27 protein-coding genes and 4 tRNA genes are annotated in these 16975 nt (G+C 65.9%); all 31 read right to left on the bottom strand.

All coding sequences use genetic code 11. From position 1 onward, the window contains the following. Positions 1 to 112 precede the first annotated feature (112 nt). The 31 genes from rplO to ispE all read right to left on the bottom strand — a co-directional run bounded on the left by rplO (position 113) and on the right by ispE (position 16969). Positions 113 to 556 (bottom strand): 50S ribosomal protein L15, encoded by a 444-nt coding sequence (gene rplO / locus FXO19_RS15475; protein ID WP_149196009.1) that lies wholly within the window; start codon positions 554 to 556, stop codon positions 113 to 115. A 5-nt stretch (positions 557 to 561) separates the two neighbouring features. After that, positions 562 to 759, bottom strand: a complete 198-nt coding sequence (rpmD, locus tag FXO19_RS15470) for a 50S ribosomal protein L30 (protein WP_149196008.1) — start codon at positions 757 to 759, stop codon at positions 562 to 564. Then, complete coding sequence (gene rpsE / locus FXO19_RS15465) at positions 752 to 1285, bottom strand: 30S ribosomal protein S5 (RefSeq protein WP_149196032.1); 534 nt, start codon at positions 1283 to 1285, stop codon at positions 752 to 754. Before rpsE ends, rpmD begins: the two co-directional genes overlap by 8 nt. Before the next feature lie 274 nt (positions 1286 to 1559). Beyond that, on the bottom strand, positions 1560 to 1913 hold the full coding sequence (gene rplR, locus FXO19_RS15460; RefSeq protein ID WP_149196007.1) for a 50S ribosomal protein L18: 354 nt from the start codon (positions 1911 to 1913) through the stop codon (positions 1560 to 1562). Positions 1914 to 1940: 27 nt separating this feature from the next. Beyond that, on the bottom strand, positions 1941 to 2468 hold the full coding sequence (rplF, locus tag FXO19_RS15455) for a 50S ribosomal protein L6 (protein ID WP_149196006.1): 528 nt from the start codon (positions 2466 to 2468) through the stop codon (positions 1941 to 1943). Between the two features lie 14 nt (positions 2469 to 2482). Continuing rightward, a complete protein-coding gene (gene rpsH, locus FXO19_RS15450) occupies positions 2483 to 2878 on the bottom strand; it encodes a 30S ribosomal protein S8 (RefSeq protein WP_149196005.1) in 396 nt (131 codons plus the stop codon). 142 nt (positions 2879 to 3020) lie between these two features. Further along, complete coding sequence (gene rpsN / locus FXO19_RS15445) at positions 3021 to 3326, bottom strand: 30S ribosomal protein S14 (protein WP_149196004.1); 306 nt, start codon at positions 3324 to 3326, stop codon at positions 3021 to 3023. 106 nt (positions 3327 to 3432) lie between these two features. Then, positions 3433 to 3972 carry a 50S ribosomal protein L5 gene (gene rplE, locus FXO19_RS15440; RefSeq protein ID WP_149196003.1) on the bottom strand — a complete coding sequence of 180 codons (540 nt, stop codon included), beginning with the start codon at positions 3970 to 3972 and terminating at the stop codon, positions 3433 to 3435. Between the two features lie 11 nt (positions 3973 to 3983). Then, a complete protein-coding gene (gene rplX, locus FXO19_RS15435; RefSeq protein WP_149196002.1) occupies positions 3984 to 4298 on the bottom strand; it encodes a 50S ribosomal protein L24 in 315 nt (104 codons plus the stop codon). Positions 4299 to 4368: 70 nt separating this feature from the next. Next, positions 4369 to 4737, bottom strand: a complete 369-nt coding sequence (gene rplN / locus FXO19_RS15430; protein ID WP_149196001.1) for a 50S ribosomal protein L14 — start codon at positions 4735 to 4737, stop codon at positions 4369 to 4371. Positions 4738 to 4753: 16 nt separating this feature from the next. After that, positions 4754 to 5020 (bottom strand): 30S ribosomal protein S17, encoded by a 267-nt coding sequence (gene rpsQ / locus FXO19_RS15425; RefSeq protein ID WP_149196000.1) that lies wholly within the window; start codon positions 5018 to 5020, stop codon positions 4754 to 4756. Positions 5021 to 5032: 12 nt separating this feature from the next. After that, on the bottom strand, positions 5033 to 5221 hold the full coding sequence (gene rpmC, locus FXO19_RS15420; protein ID WP_149195999.1) for a 50S ribosomal protein L29: 189 nt from the start codon (positions 5219 to 5221) through the stop codon (positions 5033 to 5035). After that, positions 5221 to 5634, bottom strand: coding sequence for a 50S ribosomal protein L16 (gene rplP / locus FXO19_RS15415; protein ID WP_149195998.1), 414 nt, complete (start codon positions 5632 to 5634; stop codon positions 5221 to 5223). Before rplP ends, rpmC begins: the two co-directional genes overlap by 1 nt. Before the next feature lie 2 nt (positions 5635 to 5636). Then, positions 5637 to 6377, bottom strand: coding sequence for a 30S ribosomal protein S3 (rpsC, locus tag FXO19_RS15410; RefSeq protein WP_149195997.1), 741 nt, complete (start codon positions 6375 to 6377; stop codon positions 5637 to 5639). A 2-nt stretch (positions 6378 to 6379) separates the two neighbouring features. Beyond that, a complete protein-coding gene (gene rplV / locus FXO19_RS15405) occupies positions 6380 to 6739 on the bottom strand; it encodes a 50S ribosomal protein L22 (RefSeq protein ID WP_149195996.1) in 360 nt (119 codons plus the stop codon). Between the two features lie 13 nt (positions 6740 to 6752). After that, complete coding sequence (gene rpsS, locus FXO19_RS15400; protein ID WP_149195995.1) at positions 6753 to 7019, bottom strand: 30S ribosomal protein S19; 267 nt, start codon at positions 7017 to 7019, stop codon at positions 6753 to 6755. A 6-nt stretch (positions 7020 to 7025) separates the two neighbouring features. Beyond that, positions 7026 to 7853, bottom strand: coding sequence for a 50S ribosomal protein L2 (gene rplB / locus FXO19_RS15395; protein ID WP_149195994.1), 828 nt, complete (start codon positions 7851 to 7853; stop codon positions 7026 to 7028). Between the two features lie 45 nt (positions 7854 to 7898). Continuing rightward, positions 7899 to 8198, bottom strand: a complete 300-nt coding sequence (rplW, locus tag FXO19_RS15390) for a 50S ribosomal protein L23 (RefSeq protein WP_149196031.1) — start codon at positions 8196 to 8198, stop codon at positions 7899 to 7901. Positions 8199 to 8224: 26 nt separating this feature from the next. Continuing rightward, positions 8225 to 8830, bottom strand: coding sequence for a 50S ribosomal protein L4 (rplD, locus tag FXO19_RS15385; protein WP_149195993.1), 606 nt, complete (start codon positions 8828 to 8830; stop codon positions 8225 to 8227). Positions 8831 to 8842: 12 nt separating this feature from the next. Further along, positions 8843 to 9496 carry a 50S ribosomal protein L3 gene (rplC, locus tag FXO19_RS15380; RefSeq protein ID WP_149195992.1) on the bottom strand — a complete coding sequence of 218 codons (654 nt, stop codon included), beginning with the start codon at positions 9494 to 9496 and terminating at the stop codon, positions 8843 to 8845. Between the two features lie 11 nt (positions 9497 to 9507). Further along, a complete protein-coding gene (gene rpsJ / locus FXO19_RS15375; protein WP_010341589.1) occupies positions 9508 to 9819 on the bottom strand; it encodes a 30S ribosomal protein S10 in 312 nt (103 codons plus the stop codon). Between the two features lie 544 nt (positions 9820 to 10363). Beyond that, on the bottom strand, positions 10364 to 11554 hold the full coding sequence (gene tuf / locus FXO19_RS15370) for an elongation factor Tu (protein WP_149195991.1): 1191 nt from the start codon (positions 11552 to 11554) through the stop codon (positions 10364 to 10366). Positions 11555 to 11599: 45 nt separating this feature from the next. Continuing rightward, positions 11600 to 11675 (bottom strand) — tRNA-Thr (locus tag FXO19_RS15365). Positions 11676 to 11710: 35 nt separating this feature from the next. Further along, positions 11711 to 11784, bottom strand: a tRNA-Gly gene (locus FXO19_RS15360). A 22-nt stretch (positions 11785 to 11806) separates the two neighbouring features. After that, positions 11807 to 11892 (bottom strand) — tRNA-Tyr (locus FXO19_RS15355). A 272-nt stretch (positions 11893 to 12164) separates the two neighbouring features. Then, on the bottom strand, positions 12165 to 13256 hold the full coding sequence (ychF, locus tag FXO19_RS15350; protein ID WP_149195990.1) for a redox-regulated ATPase YchF: 1092 nt from the start codon (positions 13254 to 13256) through the stop codon (positions 12165 to 12167). A 102-nt stretch (positions 13257 to 13358) separates the two neighbouring features. Then, positions 13359 to 13940: an aminoacyl-tRNA hydrolase gene (gene pth / locus FXO19_RS15345; protein WP_149195989.1), complete on the bottom strand. Its 582-nt coding sequence runs from the start codon at positions 13938 to 13940 to the stop codon at positions 13359 to 13361. 52 nt (positions 13941 to 13992) lie between these two features. Continuing rightward, positions 13993 to 14667, bottom strand: coding sequence for a 50S ribosomal protein L25/general stress protein Ctc (locus FXO19_RS15340; RefSeq protein ID WP_149195988.1), 675 nt, complete (start codon positions 14665 to 14667; stop codon positions 13993 to 13995). Positions 14668 to 14845: 178 nt separating this feature from the next. Then, positions 14846 to 15805, bottom strand: a complete 960-nt coding sequence (locus FXO19_RS15335) for a ribose-phosphate diphosphokinase (RefSeq protein ID WP_149195987.1) — start codon at positions 15803 to 15805, stop codon at positions 14846 to 14848. A gap of 141 nt (positions 15806 to 15946) precedes the next feature. Further along, positions 15947 to 16023, bottom strand: a tRNA-Gln gene (locus FXO19_RS15330). An 82-nt stretch (positions 16024 to 16105) separates the two neighbouring features. Further along, complete coding sequence (gene ispE, locus FXO19_RS15325) at positions 16106 to 16969, bottom strand: 4-(cytidine 5'-diphospho)-2-C-methyl-D-erythritol kinase (RefSeq protein WP_149196030.1); 864 nt, start codon at positions 16967 to 16969, stop codon at positions 16106 to 16108. Positions 16970 to 16975 lie beyond the last annotated feature (6 nt).

Here is a 16975-nt window from a genome sequence, read left to right as displayed (position 1 = left end):
TTCACTCGAAAAACAATGGCTGCCATCCATGGCGCGACTTCACCGGCTTCGGGCCGTTCCGCCCGTCCATCCGTGGCCGGGCGTTCGCCGGCGCGGCGGTGCCGCGCCAGGCTTACGCCGGCTCGCCCTCGACCTTGCCGCCGGCGGCCTCGATCGCCGCGCGTGCGCCGGCCGTGGCCAGCACGCCCTTGAGCACGAGCGCCTTCGAGATCTCGCCCTTCTTGACGATCTTGGCGCGCTTGGCGGTGCGCGGCACCAGCTTCGCGGCGCGCAACGCGGCGAGATCGATCTCGCCCTCCAGCCTGTCCAGGTTGTAGAGCATCACTTCGGCGGTGTCGTTCTTCAGCTTCGAGCGGAAGCCGACCTTCGGCAGCCGCATGTGCATGGGCATCTGACCGCCTTCGAAGCCGGCCTTGATCTTGCCCTTGCCCGAGCGCGCGAACGAACCCTTGTGGCCGCGGCCGGCGGTCTTGCCGAGGCCGGAGCCGATGCCGCGACCGACGCGCTTGCGGTCTTCGCGGGCGCCGTCGGCCGGCTTGAGTGTATTCATACGCATGTTCGTTACTCCTCGACCCGAACCAGGTAGTGGACCTTGTTGATCAGGCCGCGCACCTGCGGGCTGTCCTTCAGTTCGCGGACATCGTTGAGCTTGTTGAGGCCCAGCGCCTTTACGGACAGGCGATGACGCGCCTGGGTTCCGCGCAAGCCCTTGACCAGGCGCACCTTGACGGTGCCGCCGCCGGATTCCTGCTTAGCCATGGAGAACGTCCTCCACCTTCTTGCCGCGCTTGGCCGCGATCTTGCCCGGCGAATGCATCCCCTCCAGGCCCCGGACCGTGGCACGGACCAGGTTGATGGGATTGCGCGAACCGACCGCCTTGGCCAGCACGTCCTTCACGCCGACCGCCTCGAGCACGGCGCGCATGGCGCCGCCGGCGATCACGCCGGTGCCCTCGGACGCGGGCTGCATGAATACGCGCGCGGCGCCATGGCCGGCCTTGACCGTGTGCCACAGGGTGCCGCCGTTGAGCTCGACGCTGCTCATGTTCTTGCGGGCGTACTCCATCGACTTCTGGATCGCGACCGGCACTTCGCGCGCCTTGCCGTAGCCGAAGCCGACCTTGCCGTTGCCGTCGCCCACCACCGTCAGCGCGGTGAAGGTGAACTGGCGGCCGCCCTTGACGGTCTTGCTGACGCGGTTGACCGCGATCAGCTTTTCGACCATGCCGTCGTCCATCTCCTCGCGGTCGCGATTGCGCCCCCGGGAGTCACGTTGTTCTGCCATTGCCATATCTCGGTAGTTGAGGAAATTTGCGGCGTAGCCGCTTATCGTTGTGGTGTAGTGCGGGTGTTTCGCAGCGACGGACAAATCGTCGTTGCGCCCGATGCAGCCCGCATCGGCAGGGGTGAGGCAAGGCGCGCCCGGCGCGGCACTGCGGCGCCGCCTTGGCGAACGCCCGGCCATGGAGGGCCGGCCGGACGCTCCGAAGCCGCCAATGGTACGCCAAGGACGGCAGCTTCCTCTCGAACCGGAGTGGCGGGCCGAGACCCGCCCATGTTCAGAACTGCAGCCCGCCCTCGCGTGCGGCCTCGGCCAACGCCTTGATCCGGCCGTGGTAGCGGTAGCCCGAACGGTCGAAGGCGACCTTCTCGACGCCGGCCGCCTTGGCCTTCTCGGCGATGGCGCGGCCGACCTTGGCGGCGGCCTCGATGTTCTTGTTGCTCTTCAGGCCGTCGCGCACGTCGGCCTGGGTGGTGCTGGCCGAAGCCAGCACCTTGGAGCCGTCCGCGCTGAACAGCTGCGCGTAGACGTGCTGCCCGGTCCGCAGCACCGACAGGCGCGGCGTGCCGACTTCGCGGATGCGCGCGCGGGTCGACTTGGCGCGGCGCAGGCGGGCGATCTTCTTTTCCATGGTCTTTCTCCGAGGCGGATCGACGAACTACGCCTTCTTGGCCTCTTTGCGGATGATGTTTTCGCCGGCATATTTCACACCCTTGCCCTTGTAGGGCTCCGGCGGACGGTAGCCGCGGATCTTGGCTGCGACCTGGCCGACGCGCTGCTTGTCGGCGCCGCTGACCACGATCTCGGTCTGGGTCGGCGTGACGATGCTGATGCCCTCCGGCACGGTGAACACCACCGGATGCGAAAAGCCGAGCGACAGGTTCAGGTCCTTGCCCTGCATCGAGGCACGATAGCCGACGCCGACCAGCTCGAGCTTGCGCTCGAAGCCTTCCGACACGCCCTTGACCATGTTGGCGAGGATCGCGCGCAGGGTCCCGGTGATGGCCATGTGCGACGGATCGGAAGGAGCCAGCACCGCGGTGCCGTCCTCGAGCTTGATGTCGACGCCTGGCGGACGCGCGATCGAAAGCGTGCCCTTCGCGCCCTTGACGCTGACCATATCGGCCTGGATGTTCAGTTCGACGCCCTTGGGCAGGGCAATCGGCTTCTTGGCGACGCGAGACATTGGGGCGTTCTCCCTTAGGCCACGAAGCACAGGACTTCACCGCCGACGCCCTGCTGGCGCGCCTGCGTGTCGGTCATGATGCCCTTGGAGGTGGAAATGATGGCGATGCCGAGGCCGTTCAGGACCTTGGGCAGCTCGTCCTTGCCGCGGTACTGGCGCAGACCCGAGCGCGAAACGCGCTTGAGGTTCTCGATCACCGGGCGGCCTTCGTAGTACTTCAGCTCGATCTCGAGCTCGGCTTTTGCGCCGTTCTCGGTCACGCGCCACTCGCCGATGTAGCCTTCGTCCTTCAGCACCTTGGCGATCGCCGTCTTGGTCTTGGACGACGGCATCTTCACCGACGGCTTGCCGACGGCGGCCGCATTTCGAATGCGGACCAGCATGTCGGCGATGGGATCAGTCATGCTCATTGATTGTTACCTTTGAGTGCACCGATATCCGCGGGATTGCGAATTCGTTGTGGAGCAGTGATTGGTGATTCGTGATTGGTGATTCGAAGGAGCAACGTCGCTTTTGCGAATCACGAATCACGTTTCACGAATCACCGCGTTTTTACCACGAGGCCTTGCGCAGTCCCGGGACGTCGCCGCGCATGGTGGCCTCGCGCAGCTTGTTGCGGCCCAGGCCGAACTTGCTGTACACGGCGCGCGGACGGCCGGTCAGGGCGCAGCGCGTGGTCTGGCGCGCCGGGGAGGAGTCGCGCGGCAGCTTCTGCAGCTTGACCGCGGCGTCCATCTTCTCCTCGTAGCTCGCCGACTCGCTGCTGATGATCTTCTTCAGCGCGTCGCGCTTGGCGGCGTGCTTCTTCACCAGCTTGGCCCGCTTGATCTCGCGGTTGACCATGGAGGTCTTAGCCATGTGTAAATCCTCGTGATTCGTGATTTGTGATTCGTGATTGGGAGGAGCGGGATCGCGGCGGCTGTTGCCTTTGCGAATCACCAATCACAATCCCGAATCACGGCTTTCAATTGCGGAACGGGAACCGGAACGCCTCGAGCAGCGCCTTGGCTTCCGCATTCGTCTTCGCGGTGGTGGTGATGGCGATATCCATGCCGCGGATCGCGTCGACCTGGTCGTAGTCGATCTCCGGGAAGATGATCTGTTCCTTCACGCCCATGTTGTAGTTGCCGCGGCCGTCGAACGAACGCGCCGAAACGCCGCGGAAGTCGCGCACGCGCGGCAGCGAGACGTTGACCAGACGGTCGAGGAACTCGTACATCCGGTTGCGCCGCAGGGTCACCTTGCAGCCGATCGGCCAGCCGTCGCGGATCTTGAACGATGCCACCGAGACGCGCGACTTGGTGATCTGCGGCTTCTGGCCGGCGATCTTCGCCATGTCGGCGGTCGCATTCTCGAGGATCTTCTTGTTGGCCGCGGCCTCGCCCACACCCATGTTGAGCGTGATCTTGTCCACCTTCGGCACCTGCATCGGATTGGTGTAGCCGAACTGCTTCATCAGCTTCGGTACCACTTCATCCTTGTAGAACTTTTCCAGACGTGTCATTTCTGCATTCCTCAGGCGTCGATCGCCTCACCGCTGGAGCGGAACACCCGGATACGGCGTCCATCCTCCAGCACCTTGGTACCGATGCGCTCGCCCTTGCCGGAGGCAGGGTTGAACGGCATCACGTTGGACACGTGGATCGGCGCCTCGCGCTCGATCACGCCGCCAGGCTGGTTGGCCTGGGGGTTGGGCTTGGTATGGCGCTTGATGACGTTGATGTTCGACACGACAACCTTGTCGCCGAGCACGCGCACCACGTCGCCCTTCTTGCCCTTGTCCTTGCCGGCGACCACGATGACCTGGTCGCCCTTCTTGATTCTGTTCATAACGTCGGTCTCTATAGGGTGAGCCTTGGCCCACCATTGCCTGGTGGGCCGAGGCCCACCCTATGAATCCTCAAAGCACTTCGGGTGCGAGCGAGACGATCTTCATGAACTTCTCGGAACGCAGCTCGCGGGTCACGGGCCCGAAGATGCGGGTGCCGATCGGTTCGTGCTTGTTGTTCAACAGCACCGCGGCGTTGCCGTCGAAGCGGATCAGCGAACCGTCCGGACGACGCACGCCCTTGCGGGTGCGCACGACCACGGCGTTGTAGACCTCGCCCTTCTTGACCTTGCCGCGCGGGATGGCGTCCTTGATCGACACCTTGATGATGTCGCCGATGTGGGCGTACCGGCGCTTGGAGCCACCGAGCACCTTGATGCACATCACTTCCTTGGCGCCGGAGTTGTCGGCCACGTCGAGGTGGCTTTGCATCTGGATCATGGTCGGCGCTCCTCAGTTATTCGGCCGCACGCGTGACGACTTCGACCACGCGCCAGTTCTTGGTCTTGGACATCGGCGCGATCTCCACCACGCGGACCATATCGCCCTCGTTGCAGGAGTTGTCGGCGTCGTGGGCGTGCAGCTTGGTCGAGCGACGGATGTACTTGCCGTACAGCGCGTGCTTGACCTGACGCTCGACGAGCACCGTCACGGTCTTGTCCATCTTGTTGCTGACGACGCGGCCTTCGACCGTGCGCAGCTTCTTTTCTGTGTTTTCGCTCATGGCGGCCATTCCTTACTTCGTCTGACCGAGCAGGGTGTTGACGCGCGCGATCTCGCGGCGCACCCGGCGGGCATCGTGGGTCTTGGCGAGCTGACCGGTGGCCTTCTGCATGCGCAGCGAGAACTGCTCCTTGTGCAGATCCACCAGGTGGGTCTTGAGGTCGTCGGCCGACTTCTCGCGGAGTTCCTTGATCGTAGACATCAGCGTACCGTCCGGGTCACGAATTGGGTGGTGACCGAAAGCTTGGCGGCGGCCAGGCGGAACGCCTCGCGCGCGGTCGCCTCGTCGATGCCCTCGATCTCGTAGATCATGCGGCCGGGCTGTATCTGGGCCACCCAGAACTCCACGTTGCCCTTGCCCGAGCCCATGCGCACTTCGATCGGCTTCTTGGTGATCGGCTTGTCGGGAAACACGCGGATCCACATCTTGCCGCCGCGCTTGACGTGGCGGCTGATGCTGCGGCGGCCGGCCTCGATCTGGCGCGCGGTCAGCTGCCCGGTCTGCGTCGCCTTCAGGCCGTACTCGCCGAAGCTGACGAGGTTGCCATTCCAGGACAGACCGTCGTTGCGGCCCTTGTGTTGCTTGCGGTACTTGGTTCGCTTCGGTTGCAGCATGATTAGTCCCTCGCCTCGCGATCACGATCGCGGCGCGGACCGCGCGGGCGCTCGTTGCGCTCGCCGCGATCGCCACGCGGCGAATCGTCCTGCTTCTCCTGGCCCACCTGGCTGAAATCGAAGATCTCGCCCTTGTAGATCCAGGTCTTGATGCCGATGATGCCGTAGGTGGTCTTGGCCTCGGCGAACCCGTAGTCGACGTCGGCGCGCAGGGTATGCAGCGGCACACGGCCTTCGCGGTACCACTCCGAACGCGCGATCTCGGCGCCGTTCAGGCGGCCGGCGACGTTGACCTTGATGCCCAGCGCGCCCAGGCGCATCGCGTTGCCGACGGCGCGCTTCATCGCGCGGCGGAACATGATGCGGCGCTCGAGCTGCTGCGCGATCGATTCGGCGACCAGCTGCGCGTCGAGCTCCGGCTTGCGCACCTCGGTGACGTTGATGTGCGCCGGAACGCCCATCATGTCGCTGACTTCCTTGCGCAGCTTGTCGATGTCCTCGCCGCGCTTGCCGATCACCACGCCCGGACGGGCGGTGTGGATGGTCACGCGCGCGGTCTTGTTGGGACGCTCGATCAGGATCTTGCTGATCCCTGCCTGCGCCAGCTTCTTGCGCAGCATCTCGCGAACCTTGAGGTCAGCGGCCAGGTAGTCGGCGTATTCCTTCTTCCCGGCGTACCACTTGGAGTTCCAGTCCTTGGAGATGCCGAGGCGAATGCCGGTGGGATGAACTTTATGACCCATGGTTACTTGCCCTTTCCGGAGGATTCGCCCACCACCACCGTGATGTGGCTGGTGCGCTTGAGAATGCGCGTGCCGCGGCCCTTGGCGCGCGCCATGAAGCGCTTCAGCGTCGGACCCTCGTCGACCATGATGGTGGTGACCGAAAGCTCGTCGACGTCGGCGCCACGGTTGTTCTCGGCGTTGGCGATCGCGGACTCGACCACCTTGCGGATCATGTGCGCGGCCTTCTTGTCCGAGAACTTCAACAGGTTGACGGCGCGCTCGGCCGACAGCCCGCGCACCTGGTCGGCGACCAGGCGGGCCTTCTGCGGGGAGATGCGCGCGGTACGCAGGACCGCCTTGGCGCCATTTTCGTTGTTCATGGTCGTCATCTCCTTAACGCGACTTCTTGTCGCCGCTGTGGCCCTTGAACGTACGGGTCAGCGCGAACTCGCCGAGCTTGTGGCCGACCATGTTTTCGTTGACCAGCACCGGAATGTGGTTCCTGCCGTTGTGCACGGCGATGGTGTAGCCCACCATTTCCGGCAGGATCATCGAGCGGCGCGACCAGGTCTTGATCGGTCGCTTGCTGGTACCCGCGGTCTCGATCTTCTTGATCAGATGATGATCGACGAACGGGCCTTTCTTCAGGGAACGTGCCATGACCGATTAACTCCTGCGATCGCGCACGATGAACTGCTGCGTGCGCTTGTTCTTGCGGGTCTTGTAACCCTTGGTCGGTACGCCCCAGGGCGTGACCGGGTGCGGGTTGCCCTGGCCGGCGCGGGCTTCGCCGCCGCCGTGCGGATGGTCGACCGGGTTCATCGCCGCACCGCGAACGGTCGGCTTGATGCCGCGCCAGCGCTTGGCGCCGGCCTTGCCCAGCTTCTCCAGGTTGTGCTCGACGTTGCCGACCTCGCCGATGGTGGCGCGGCACTCGGCCGGCACCCGGCGCATCTCGCCCGAACGCAGGCGCAGCGTCGCGTAACCCTGTTCGCGCGCGACCAGCTGCACCGAGGCACCGGCGGCGCGCGCGATCTGCGCGCCCTTGCCCGGCTTCATCTCGATGCAATGCACCGTCGAGCCAACCGGGATGTTGCGCAGCGGCAGCGTGTTGCCGGTCTTGATCGGCGCATCGGCGCCCGCGATCACCTGGTCGCCGGCCTTCAGGCCCTTCGGCGCGATGATGTAGCGGCGCTCGCCGTCGACATAGCACAGCAGGGCGATGTGGGCGGTGCGGTTGGGATCGTATTCGATCCGCTCCACCCGCGCCGGAATGCCTTCCTTGCCGCGCTTGAAGTCGATGATGCGGTAGTGCTGCTTGTGACCGCCGCCGATGTGGCGCGTGGTGATGCGGCCGTGGTGGTTGCGGCCACCGGTCTTGCCCTGCTTCTCGACCAACGCCGCGTGCGGGGCGCCCTTGTGCAGCTCGGGCGTCACCACGCGGACCGCGGAACGGCGGCCGGGGGAAGTGGGCTTGAATTTCATCAATGCCATGGGAATGGAATCCTCTTATTGAAGTCCTGACGGGTCAGAACTTCGTCAGATCTTGGCCGTCATCACGTCGATCGACTGGCCATCGGCCAGCGTCACGTACGCCTTGCGCCAGTCGCCGCGACGGCCGCTGCGGAAACGGAAGGACTTGTTCTTGCCCTTCACGTTGAGCACGTTGACCGCCTCGACCTTGACGTCGAAAAGCTTCTCCACCGCGGCCTTGATGTCGGCCTTGGTTGCGTCCTTGGCCACTTCGAACGCGTATTGGTTGGAGACTTCCTGCAGGCGCGCGGTCTTCTCGGACACGCGCGGGGCGCGGATCACTTCGTAGAGCTTGCTCGCGGCCATGTTGCTCACGCCGGATTGGGTGCCGTTCATGCCAGCCACTCCTCGATCTTCTTCACCGCATCGGCGGTGATCAGCACGGTGTCGGCCGACACCAGCGCCACCGGGTCCAGGCCCTGCACGTCGCGGACCTGCACGTACGGCAGGTTGCGCGCGGACAGGTACAGGTGCTCGGAAGCCTCCTCGGTGACGATCAGCGGACGCTGGCCGACCTCGGCTTCCTTGAGCTTGGCCACCAGGGCGCTGGTCTTGGTCGCCTCGACGTCGAACGCATCGACGACCTTCAGGCGCCCCTGGCGGTTGAGCTCCGACAGGATCGCGGCCATCGCGGCGCGATACATCTTGCGGTTGATCTTCTGCTCGAAACTGCGCGGCTTGGCCGCGAAGGTCACGCCGCCGCCGACGAAGATCGGCGCGGTCAGCGCGCCGTGGCGGGCGCCGCCGCCCTTCTGCCGCTTCGACTTCTTGGTGGTGCCGCTGACTTCCGAACGCGTCTTCTGCGCCTTGGTGCCGGCGCGACCCGCGTTGCGGTAGGCGACGACGACCTGATGCACCAGGTCGCGGCTGAATTCGCGGCCGAACACGGCGTCGGAAACCGACAGCGCCTCTTTACTGTTACTGATGGCGAGTTCCATCGTGGTCTCCTCTTATCCCTTGCTCGCGGGACGCACGATGACGTCACCGCCCGGAGCGCCCGGCACCGCGCCGCGGACCGCGATCAGGCCGCGTTCGACGTCGACCCGGACCACTTCGAGGTTCTGCGTGCTCTGGTTCACGGCGCCCATGTGGCCGGACATCTTCTTGCCCGGAAACACGCGACCCGGCGTCTGCCGCTGGCCGATCGAACCCGGCGAGCGATGCGACAGCGAGTTGCCGTGGGTGGCGTCGCCCATCTTGAAGTTCCAGCGCTTGATCGTGCCTTGGAAGCCCTTGCCCTTGGTCACGCCCTGGACGTCGACCTTCTGCCCGACGCTGAAGATGTCGGCCTTGATCTCGCCACCGACGTTGAAGCCGTCGATGCTGTCGTCGGCCACGCGGAACTCCCACAGGCCACGGCCCGGCTCCACCTTGGCCTTGGCCAGGTGTCCGGCCTGCGGCTTGTTCAGCAGCGCGGCGCGGCGGGTGCCGACCGTTACCTGGACGGCGCTGTAGCCATCGCTGTCGCTGGTCTTCACCTGGGTGATGCGGTTGGGGGTCGCTTCGATCAGGGTCACCGGCACGGACTTGCCGTCCTCGGTGAACACCCGGCTCATGCCGGCCTTGCGGCCGACGATTCCCAACGAATGTTTCTTCGCGGTCATGGTCTTGGGCCTCAGGTCAGCTTGATCTGGACGTCGACGCCGGCCGCGAGTTCGAGCTTCATCAGCGCGTCCACGGTCTTGTCGTTGGGGTCGACGATGTCGAGCACGCGCTTGTGCGTGCGGGTCTCGTACTGGTCGCGCGCGTCCTTGTCGACGTGCGGCGACACCAGGATGGTGTAGCGCTCGATCTTGGTCGGCAGCGGGATCGGGCCGCGCACCTGCGCGCCGGTCCGCTTCGCCGTTTCGACGATCTCGCTGGCCGAGCGGTCGATCAGGCGATGATCGAACGCTTTCAGCCGGATCCGGATCTTTTGGTCCGCCATGACGGAATTCCTTGGTTGAAAGAGCGACAGGTTTCGCGGCTGGGTGCGCAAAACCCCGTGGAATCAATGACTTTCCGGAACCTGGAAGCGCCGGCACCGGGAGTATCCCTGCAAAAAACAAGGCAGGCCGATATGGCCCGCCCAGACGGAGAACTGCAAGCGCGACAAAATGCCCCTGCCGATGGTGTCCCGAAGCACTTCGGGACGGCGGGGGCGCTGCCGCGCGACATTTTCCCTGTCTGGCGAAAACGAGGTGCCTCCTGCGCCTCATTTCGCGGTTTCGCGAGCCGTCCCGAAGGTGGTCCGCGAAGTGGTCGATCATTATAGGGAGTCGGCTGGGGTGAATGCAACACCCTCTGGTCGACTCTCCGGGAGCCGGGTTGCGCCCGGCTCCGGGTGCCGTGGCCGGCCGTTGGGCCGGGCACGACTGGGGGCTGGTGGATCCTCCTGGCTTGCGCCGAGACGGCGCGGGCCTGGATCCCGGCTTGCGCCGGGATGACGCGGCGGCAAAGGCGAGCACGCTAGGCGCGCTCGCGCCGCTGCGTCACTTCAGGATCTTGGCCACCACGCCGGCGCCGACGGTGCGGCCGCCCTCGCGGATCGCGAAACGCAGGCCCTCGTCCATCGCCACCGGGTTGATCAGCTCCACCACCATCTTCACGTTGTCGCCCGGCATCACCATCTCCGTACCCTCCGGCAGCGTCACCGCGCCGGTGATGTCCGTGGTCCGGAAGTAGAACTGCGGACGGTAACCCTTGAAGAACGGCGTGTGGCGACCGCCCTCGTCCTTCGACAGCACGTACACCTCCGCCTCGAACTGCGTGTGCGGCGCGATCGAACCCGGCTTGCATAGCACCTGCCCGCGCTCCACGTCGTCGCGCTTGGTACCGCGCAGCAGCAGGCCCGCGTTGTCGCCCGCCTGGCCCTGGTCCAGCAGCTTGCGGAACATCTCCACGCCCGTCACCGTCGTCTTGGTGGTCGGCCGGATGCCCACGATCTCGATCTCGTCGCCCACCTTGATGATCCCGCGCTCGATGCGCCCGGTCACCACCGTGCCGCGACCGGAGATGCTGAACACGTCCTCGACCGGCATCAGGAAGGCCTTGTCGATGTCGCGCTCGGGCTGCGGAATGTAGCTGTCCAGCGCCTCCACCAGCTTCAGGATCGACGGCACGCCGATGTCCGACTCGTCGCCTTCCAGCGCCTTGAGCGCCGAACCGGTGATGATCGGGGTGTCATCGCCCGGGAACTCGTACTTCGACAGCAGCTCGCGGACTTCCATCTCCACCAGCTCCAGCAGCTCGGCGTCGTCCACCATGTCGGCCTTGTTCAGGTACACCACGATGTACGGCACGCCCACCTGCCGCGCCAGCAGGATGTGCTCGCGCGTCTGCGGCATCGGGCCGTCCGCCGCCGAGCACACCAGGATCGCGCCGTCCATCTGCGCCGCGCCGGTGATCATGTTCTTCACGTAGTCGGCGTGTCCCGGGCAGTCCACGTGCGCGTAGTGCCGGTTCGCCGACTCGTACTCCACGTGCGCGGTCGAGATCGTGATCCCGCGCGCCTTCTCCTCCGGCGCCGCGTCGATCGCGTCGTAGGCCTTGAACTCGCCACCGAACCGTTCCGCGCCCACCTTCGTCAGCGCCGCCGTCAGCGTCGTCTTGCCGTGGTCCACGTGACCGATCGTGCCCACGTTCACGTGGGGCTTGGTGCGCTCGAACTTACCCTTGGCCATGGTTGCGTTTCTCGTTGAACTGTTGGAATGGAAGACTGCTGAAGATGGTGCTCACGAATGGAATCGAACCATCGACCTCCTCCTTACCAAGGAGGTGCTCTACCGACTGAGCTACGTGAGCGTTGAATTTTTCGCGCCGACCCGGAGGAGCCTCAATGGAGCGGGAGACGGGAATCGAACCCGCACCATCAGCTTGGAAGGCTGAGGTTCTACCGTTGAACTACTCCCGCGCCGCGCGGAACTTGCAATAGCTGGTGGAGGGAGGTGGATTCGAACCACCGAAGGCGTAAGCCAGCAGATTTACAGTCTGCCCCCGTTGGCCGCTTGGGTATCCCTCCGGTGTTTCTGGCAAGCCGGTGAAAACAGCCCGCGATTTTGGCCTGAAGCGGCAGGCCTGTCAACGCGTACCGGCCCATTGTGCCGGTCGATCCGGCATCACGGGCGCGCGATCCAACCGGGAGACCTGCGGCAAGGAGGACCGCGTCCGCGCGTTCATGATTATGAACGCGACGGTCGAGCCGCAGCCACCGGCGCCGGCCAGAGGCCGAGGCTGGCGACACGCCAAACCTGATCCAGGCCTGCGCCGAGGACGGCGTATGCGTCCCCGCGCCTAGACGTTGAAGCGGAAATGCAGGACATCGCCCTCCTGGACCCGGTACTCCTTGCCCTCCAGGCGCAGGCGGCCGGCGTCGCGCGCCCCGGCCTCGCCCAGGTAGCGGATGAAATCGTCGAAGGCGATCGTCTCGGCGCGGATGAAGCCCTTCTCGAAATCGGTATGGATCGCCGCCGCCGCCTGCGGCGCGGTGGCGCCGGATTTCACCGTCCAGGCACGGACCTCCTTCACCCCGGCGGTGAAGTAGGTCTGCAGGCCGAGCAGCTTGTAGGCGGCATTGATCACCCGGTTCAGCCCCGGCTCGTCCAGGCCCAGGTCGGCCAGGAACACGTCGCGATCAGCCTCCTCGAGCTGCGACAGTTCCTCCTCGATCGCCGCCGACACCGGCACCACCTCGGCGCCCTCGCCCACCGCGCGCTCGCGCACGAGGTCCAGGTAGGGGTTGTTCTCGAAACCGTCCTCGAGCACGTTGGCCACGTACATCACCGGCTTCAGGGTCAGCAGGAACAGGTCGCGTAGCGCGGCGCGGTCGTCGTCCGACAGCGCCAGCGCCCGCGCCGGCTTGCCGGCATCCAGCCCGTCGCGCACCCGCGTCAGCACCTCGGCCCGCGCCTTGGCCTCCTTCTCGCCGGTCTTGGCCGAGCGCTCGGCGCGCTGCAGCGCCCGCTCCACCGATTCCAGGTCGGCCAGGGCCAATTCGGTGTCGATGGTCTCGATGTCGGAGATCGGATCGATCTTGCCGGCCACGTGCACGATGTCGCCGTGGTCGAAGCAGCGCACCACGTGGGCGATCGCGTCGACCTCGCGGATGTGCGCCAGGAACTTGTTGCCGAGCCCCTCGCCGCTGGCCGCGCCGGCCACCAGGCCGGCGATGTCGACGAACTCGACCGCCGTGGGCAGCACCTTCTGCGGCTTGACGATCTCGGCCAGCTGGTTGAGCCGCGGATCCGGCACCGGCACCACGCCGACGTTGGGCTCGATCGTGCAGAACGGGAAGTTGGCCGCGGCGATACCCGCCTTGGTCAGCGCGTTGAACAGGGTCGACTTGCCGACGTTGGGCAGGCCGACGATGCCGCATTTGATGCCCATGGTGTGTCCGTGATTCGAGATTCGTGATTGGTGATTCGAGAAGCGCGCCGCCTTTCGGAATCACCAATCACCAATCACCAATCACCAATCACCAATCACCAATCACGGCTTCGTCGTATGCAACCGCTTCATCGCCTCGCTGAAGTCCCCGGCGACCGCCAGCGGCAGCACGTCGAGGGCGTCGTCGATGGCACGGTCGATCAGGATGTCGTCATCGGCCGAGGCCCGCCCCAGCACCCAGGGCGTCACCTTGTCCTTGTGGCCGGGATGGCCGATGCCGACGCGCAGGCGATGAAAGCGCCCGTGCCCCAGCAGCCGCATGGTGTCGCGCAGCCCGTTCTGGCCGCCATGGCCGCCGTCGAACTTGAGCCGCGCGGTGCCCGGCGGCAGATCCAGCTCGTCGTGCGCCAGCAGCGCCTGCTCCGGCTCGATCTTCCAGAATCGCAGCGCCGCCGTGACCGACTTGCCGCTCAGGTTCATGAAGGTGGCAGGCTTCAGCAGCCAGACCGGACGGCCGCCGACGTCGATCTTCACGGTCTCGCCGAACAGCTTGGCGTCGACCCGGAAGCGCTCGCCGACGCGCCCGGCGAGCGCGTCCACGAAACGGAACCCGGCATTGTGCCGGGTCCGCGCGTATTCAGGGCCGGGATTTCCCAGCCCGACGATGAGCCGCAGGTCCGCCATCGGGTGCACCGGCACCGGGACGCCCGCACGGGCGCCCCGGCAGCGACCGGTGTTACTCGCCCTTGCCGGCGTCTTCGTCGACCTTGGCCGCCGGCACCCCGGCAGCCTGCTCGGCCTCGTCGCCCTCGCCCTCAGCCTCGGCTTCGATGCGGCCGTGACGGGCGATGACCACAGCGACGTCGTGCTCCTTGCCGAACTTCAGCTCGGGAATCTCGACGCCCTGCGACAGCTTCAGGTCGGACAGGTGGATCGCGTCGCCGAGCTTCAGCTCGCCCAGGTCCACCTCGACGTACTCGGGCAGGTCCTGCGGCAGGCAGCTGATCTCCACTTCGTTCATCTCGTGGGTGATCACCACGTCGGCCGCCTTGCCGGCCGGCGACTTGTCCTCGTTGAGGAAGTGCAGCGGCACCGAGGTGCGCAGCGCCTGGTTGGCGCTGACGCGCTGGAAGTCCAGGTGCATGATCTGCTGCTTGTACGGGTGCCGCTGCATATCGCGCAGCAGCACCTTCTGCAGGTCGCCGCCGAGGTTCAGGTCGAGAATCGAGGAGTAGAACCATTCGTTCTTGCTGGCGAGCAGGACGTCCTCGTGGACGAGCTGGATGCTCACCGGGTCGAGATCGCCGCCATAGACGATCGCCGGCACATTGCCCGAATGACGCAGGCGGCGGCTCGCACCCTTCCCCTCGTCCTCGCGGCGCTGCACCTTGATTTCATGCGTGGTTGCCATGTTGTTTCACTACCTTGGTTGAATGAACCGCCTCGCGGCGGCTTTGGCGACTCTCCCGCGACCAGGAGAGACGGTGGAGCGGTGATTCGCGATTCGCGATTCGTGATTCGTCATTGGTGATTCGTGAGGAGCGCTCTGCTCTTGCGAATCACGAATCACCAATCACGAATCCCGGCTCTCAATCCACATACAGCGAACTCACCGACTCGCCGAAGGCGATCCGGCGGATCGTTTCGGCCAGCAGCTCGGCGACGCTGAGCTGCCGGATCCGGTTGCAGGCCTGCGCCGCCGACGCCAGCGGGATGGTGTCGGTGACCACCAGCTCGTCCAGCTGCGAGCGGGTGATGTTGTCGATCGCCGCGCCCGACAGCACCGGGTGGGTGCAGTACGCCACCACCTTGGTGGCGCCGTTGTCCTTCAGCGCCCCGGCCGCCGCGCACAGGGTGCCGGCGGTATCGACGATGTCGTCGACCAGCACGCAGGTCTTGCCCTCGACGTCGCCGATGATATTCATCACCGTGGCGACGTTGGCGCGCGGCCGGCGCTTGTCGATGATCGCCAGGTCGGCGTCGTCGAGGCGCTTGGCGATCGCCCGGGCCCGCACCACGCCGCCGACGTCCGGCGAGACCACGATCAGGTTGTCGGTGCCGTGCGCGCGCCAGATGTCGGCGAGCAGCAGCGGCGAGGCGTACACGTTGTCGACCGGGATGTCGAAGAATCCCTGGATCTGGTCGGCATGCAGGTCGATGGTCAGCGCGCGATCGCAGCCGACCGCGCCGAACATCCGTGCCGCCACCTTGGCCGTGATCGGCACCCGCGACGAGCGCGGGCGGCGATCCTGGCGGGCGTAGCCGAAGTACGGCACCACCGCGGTCACGCTGGCGGCGCTGGCGCGCTTGAGCGCGTCGATCAGCACCAGCAGCTCCACCAGGTGCTCGGCGCTCGGCGCGGAGGTCGGCTGCAGCACGAACACCTCCTGCTTGCGCACGTTCTCCTCGATCTCGACCTGCACCTCGCCGTCCGAGAAGTTCGACACCAGCGCCTTGCCCAGGCGCGTGCCAAGCTCGCGGCAGACCGCCTGCGCCAGCGGCTTGTTAGCATTTCCCGAGAAGATCAGGAGGTTGCGATCTTCTTTCATGAGGGTTCTCCGCGTCGCTCTGACCGTGGCGGGGGGGGGGTGGAGCCGTGATTGGTGATTCGAGATTGGTGATTGGCAGGAGCCAGCGAAGCCCTCCTGCTTTTACGAATCACGAATCACGAATCACCAATCACGGCACTTTGGCAGGGGCGGCAGGATTCGAACCTGCGAATGCCGGGATCAAAACCCGGTGCCTTGGGCCACTTGGCTACGCCCCTTCAAGCCGAGAAACGAGTAAAGAGGAGTGAGAAAAGAGTGAAAGCCTAAGCCCGAGCGCCGTTACTCATTTCTCACTCCTCTTCACTCACTTCTCGCTTCAAGCGCCTCCAGCAGCGGCGAGCGCGCCGCGCCGGCGGCCACCCAGGCCGTGAGGCCGGGAGGCAGCCGGGCAAGCGCGGCCTCGGCGGATTCGCGCGTGGCGAATTCGACGAAGCAGCCGCTACCGGTCCCGGTCAGCCGTGGCGAGCCGACCCGCGCCAGTGCGGCGAACGCGGCCTCGACGGCCGGTTCGCGCCGGCGCAGCACCGGCTCGAACGCATTGCCGAGCGGAGCACCCGAAGTGAAGTCGGGTATTGTCGCGGGCGCAGCATTTCGCGTCAATTCAATACTCTGGAAGAGGGTCGCGGTGGAGACCCGGACGCCTGGATCGGCCAGCAGGTACCACGCCGGCGGCAGCGCCAGCGGCGACAGCTGCTCGCCGACGCCTTCCGCCCAGGCGTTCGTGCCGTGCACGAACACCGGCACGTCGGCGCCGAGCCGCAAGCCGAGTTCGGCCAGCCGGGCGCCGCCCAGGCCGCTGCCCCACAGCCGATCCAGGGCCACGAGCACGGTCGCCGCATCGGACGAACCACCGCCGAAGCCGCCGCCGACAGGCATGCGCTTTTCGACGATGATGTCCGCGCCTTGGCTGACATTCGCTTCTTTTTGCAGCAGTTCAGCAGCGCGTACCGCCAGGTCTTCGGCGCTCTCCACCCCCGCCGCAGATGCCCCGTGGCGGACGATGCGACCGTCGTTGCGCGGCCGCAGGCGCAGGGTGTCGCCCCAGTCCAGCAGGCGAAATACCGTCTGCAGCGCATGATAGCCGTCGGGACGGCGGCCGGTGATGCGCAGGAACAGGTTCAGCTTGGCCGGCGCCGGCCAGGCGCTCCACCCATCCGCCGTCATTGCGGA

Source organism: Luteimonas suaedae (assembly GCF_008312895.1).
In the GTDB taxonomy this organism is placed as follows: Bacteria; Pseudomonadota; Gammaproteobacteria; order Xanthomonadales; family Xanthomonadaceae; genus Luteimonas; species Luteimonas suaedae.
The sequence above is the reverse complement of the archived record's forward strand: the minus strand, read 5'-3'. Positions and strand labels throughout refer to the sequence as shown.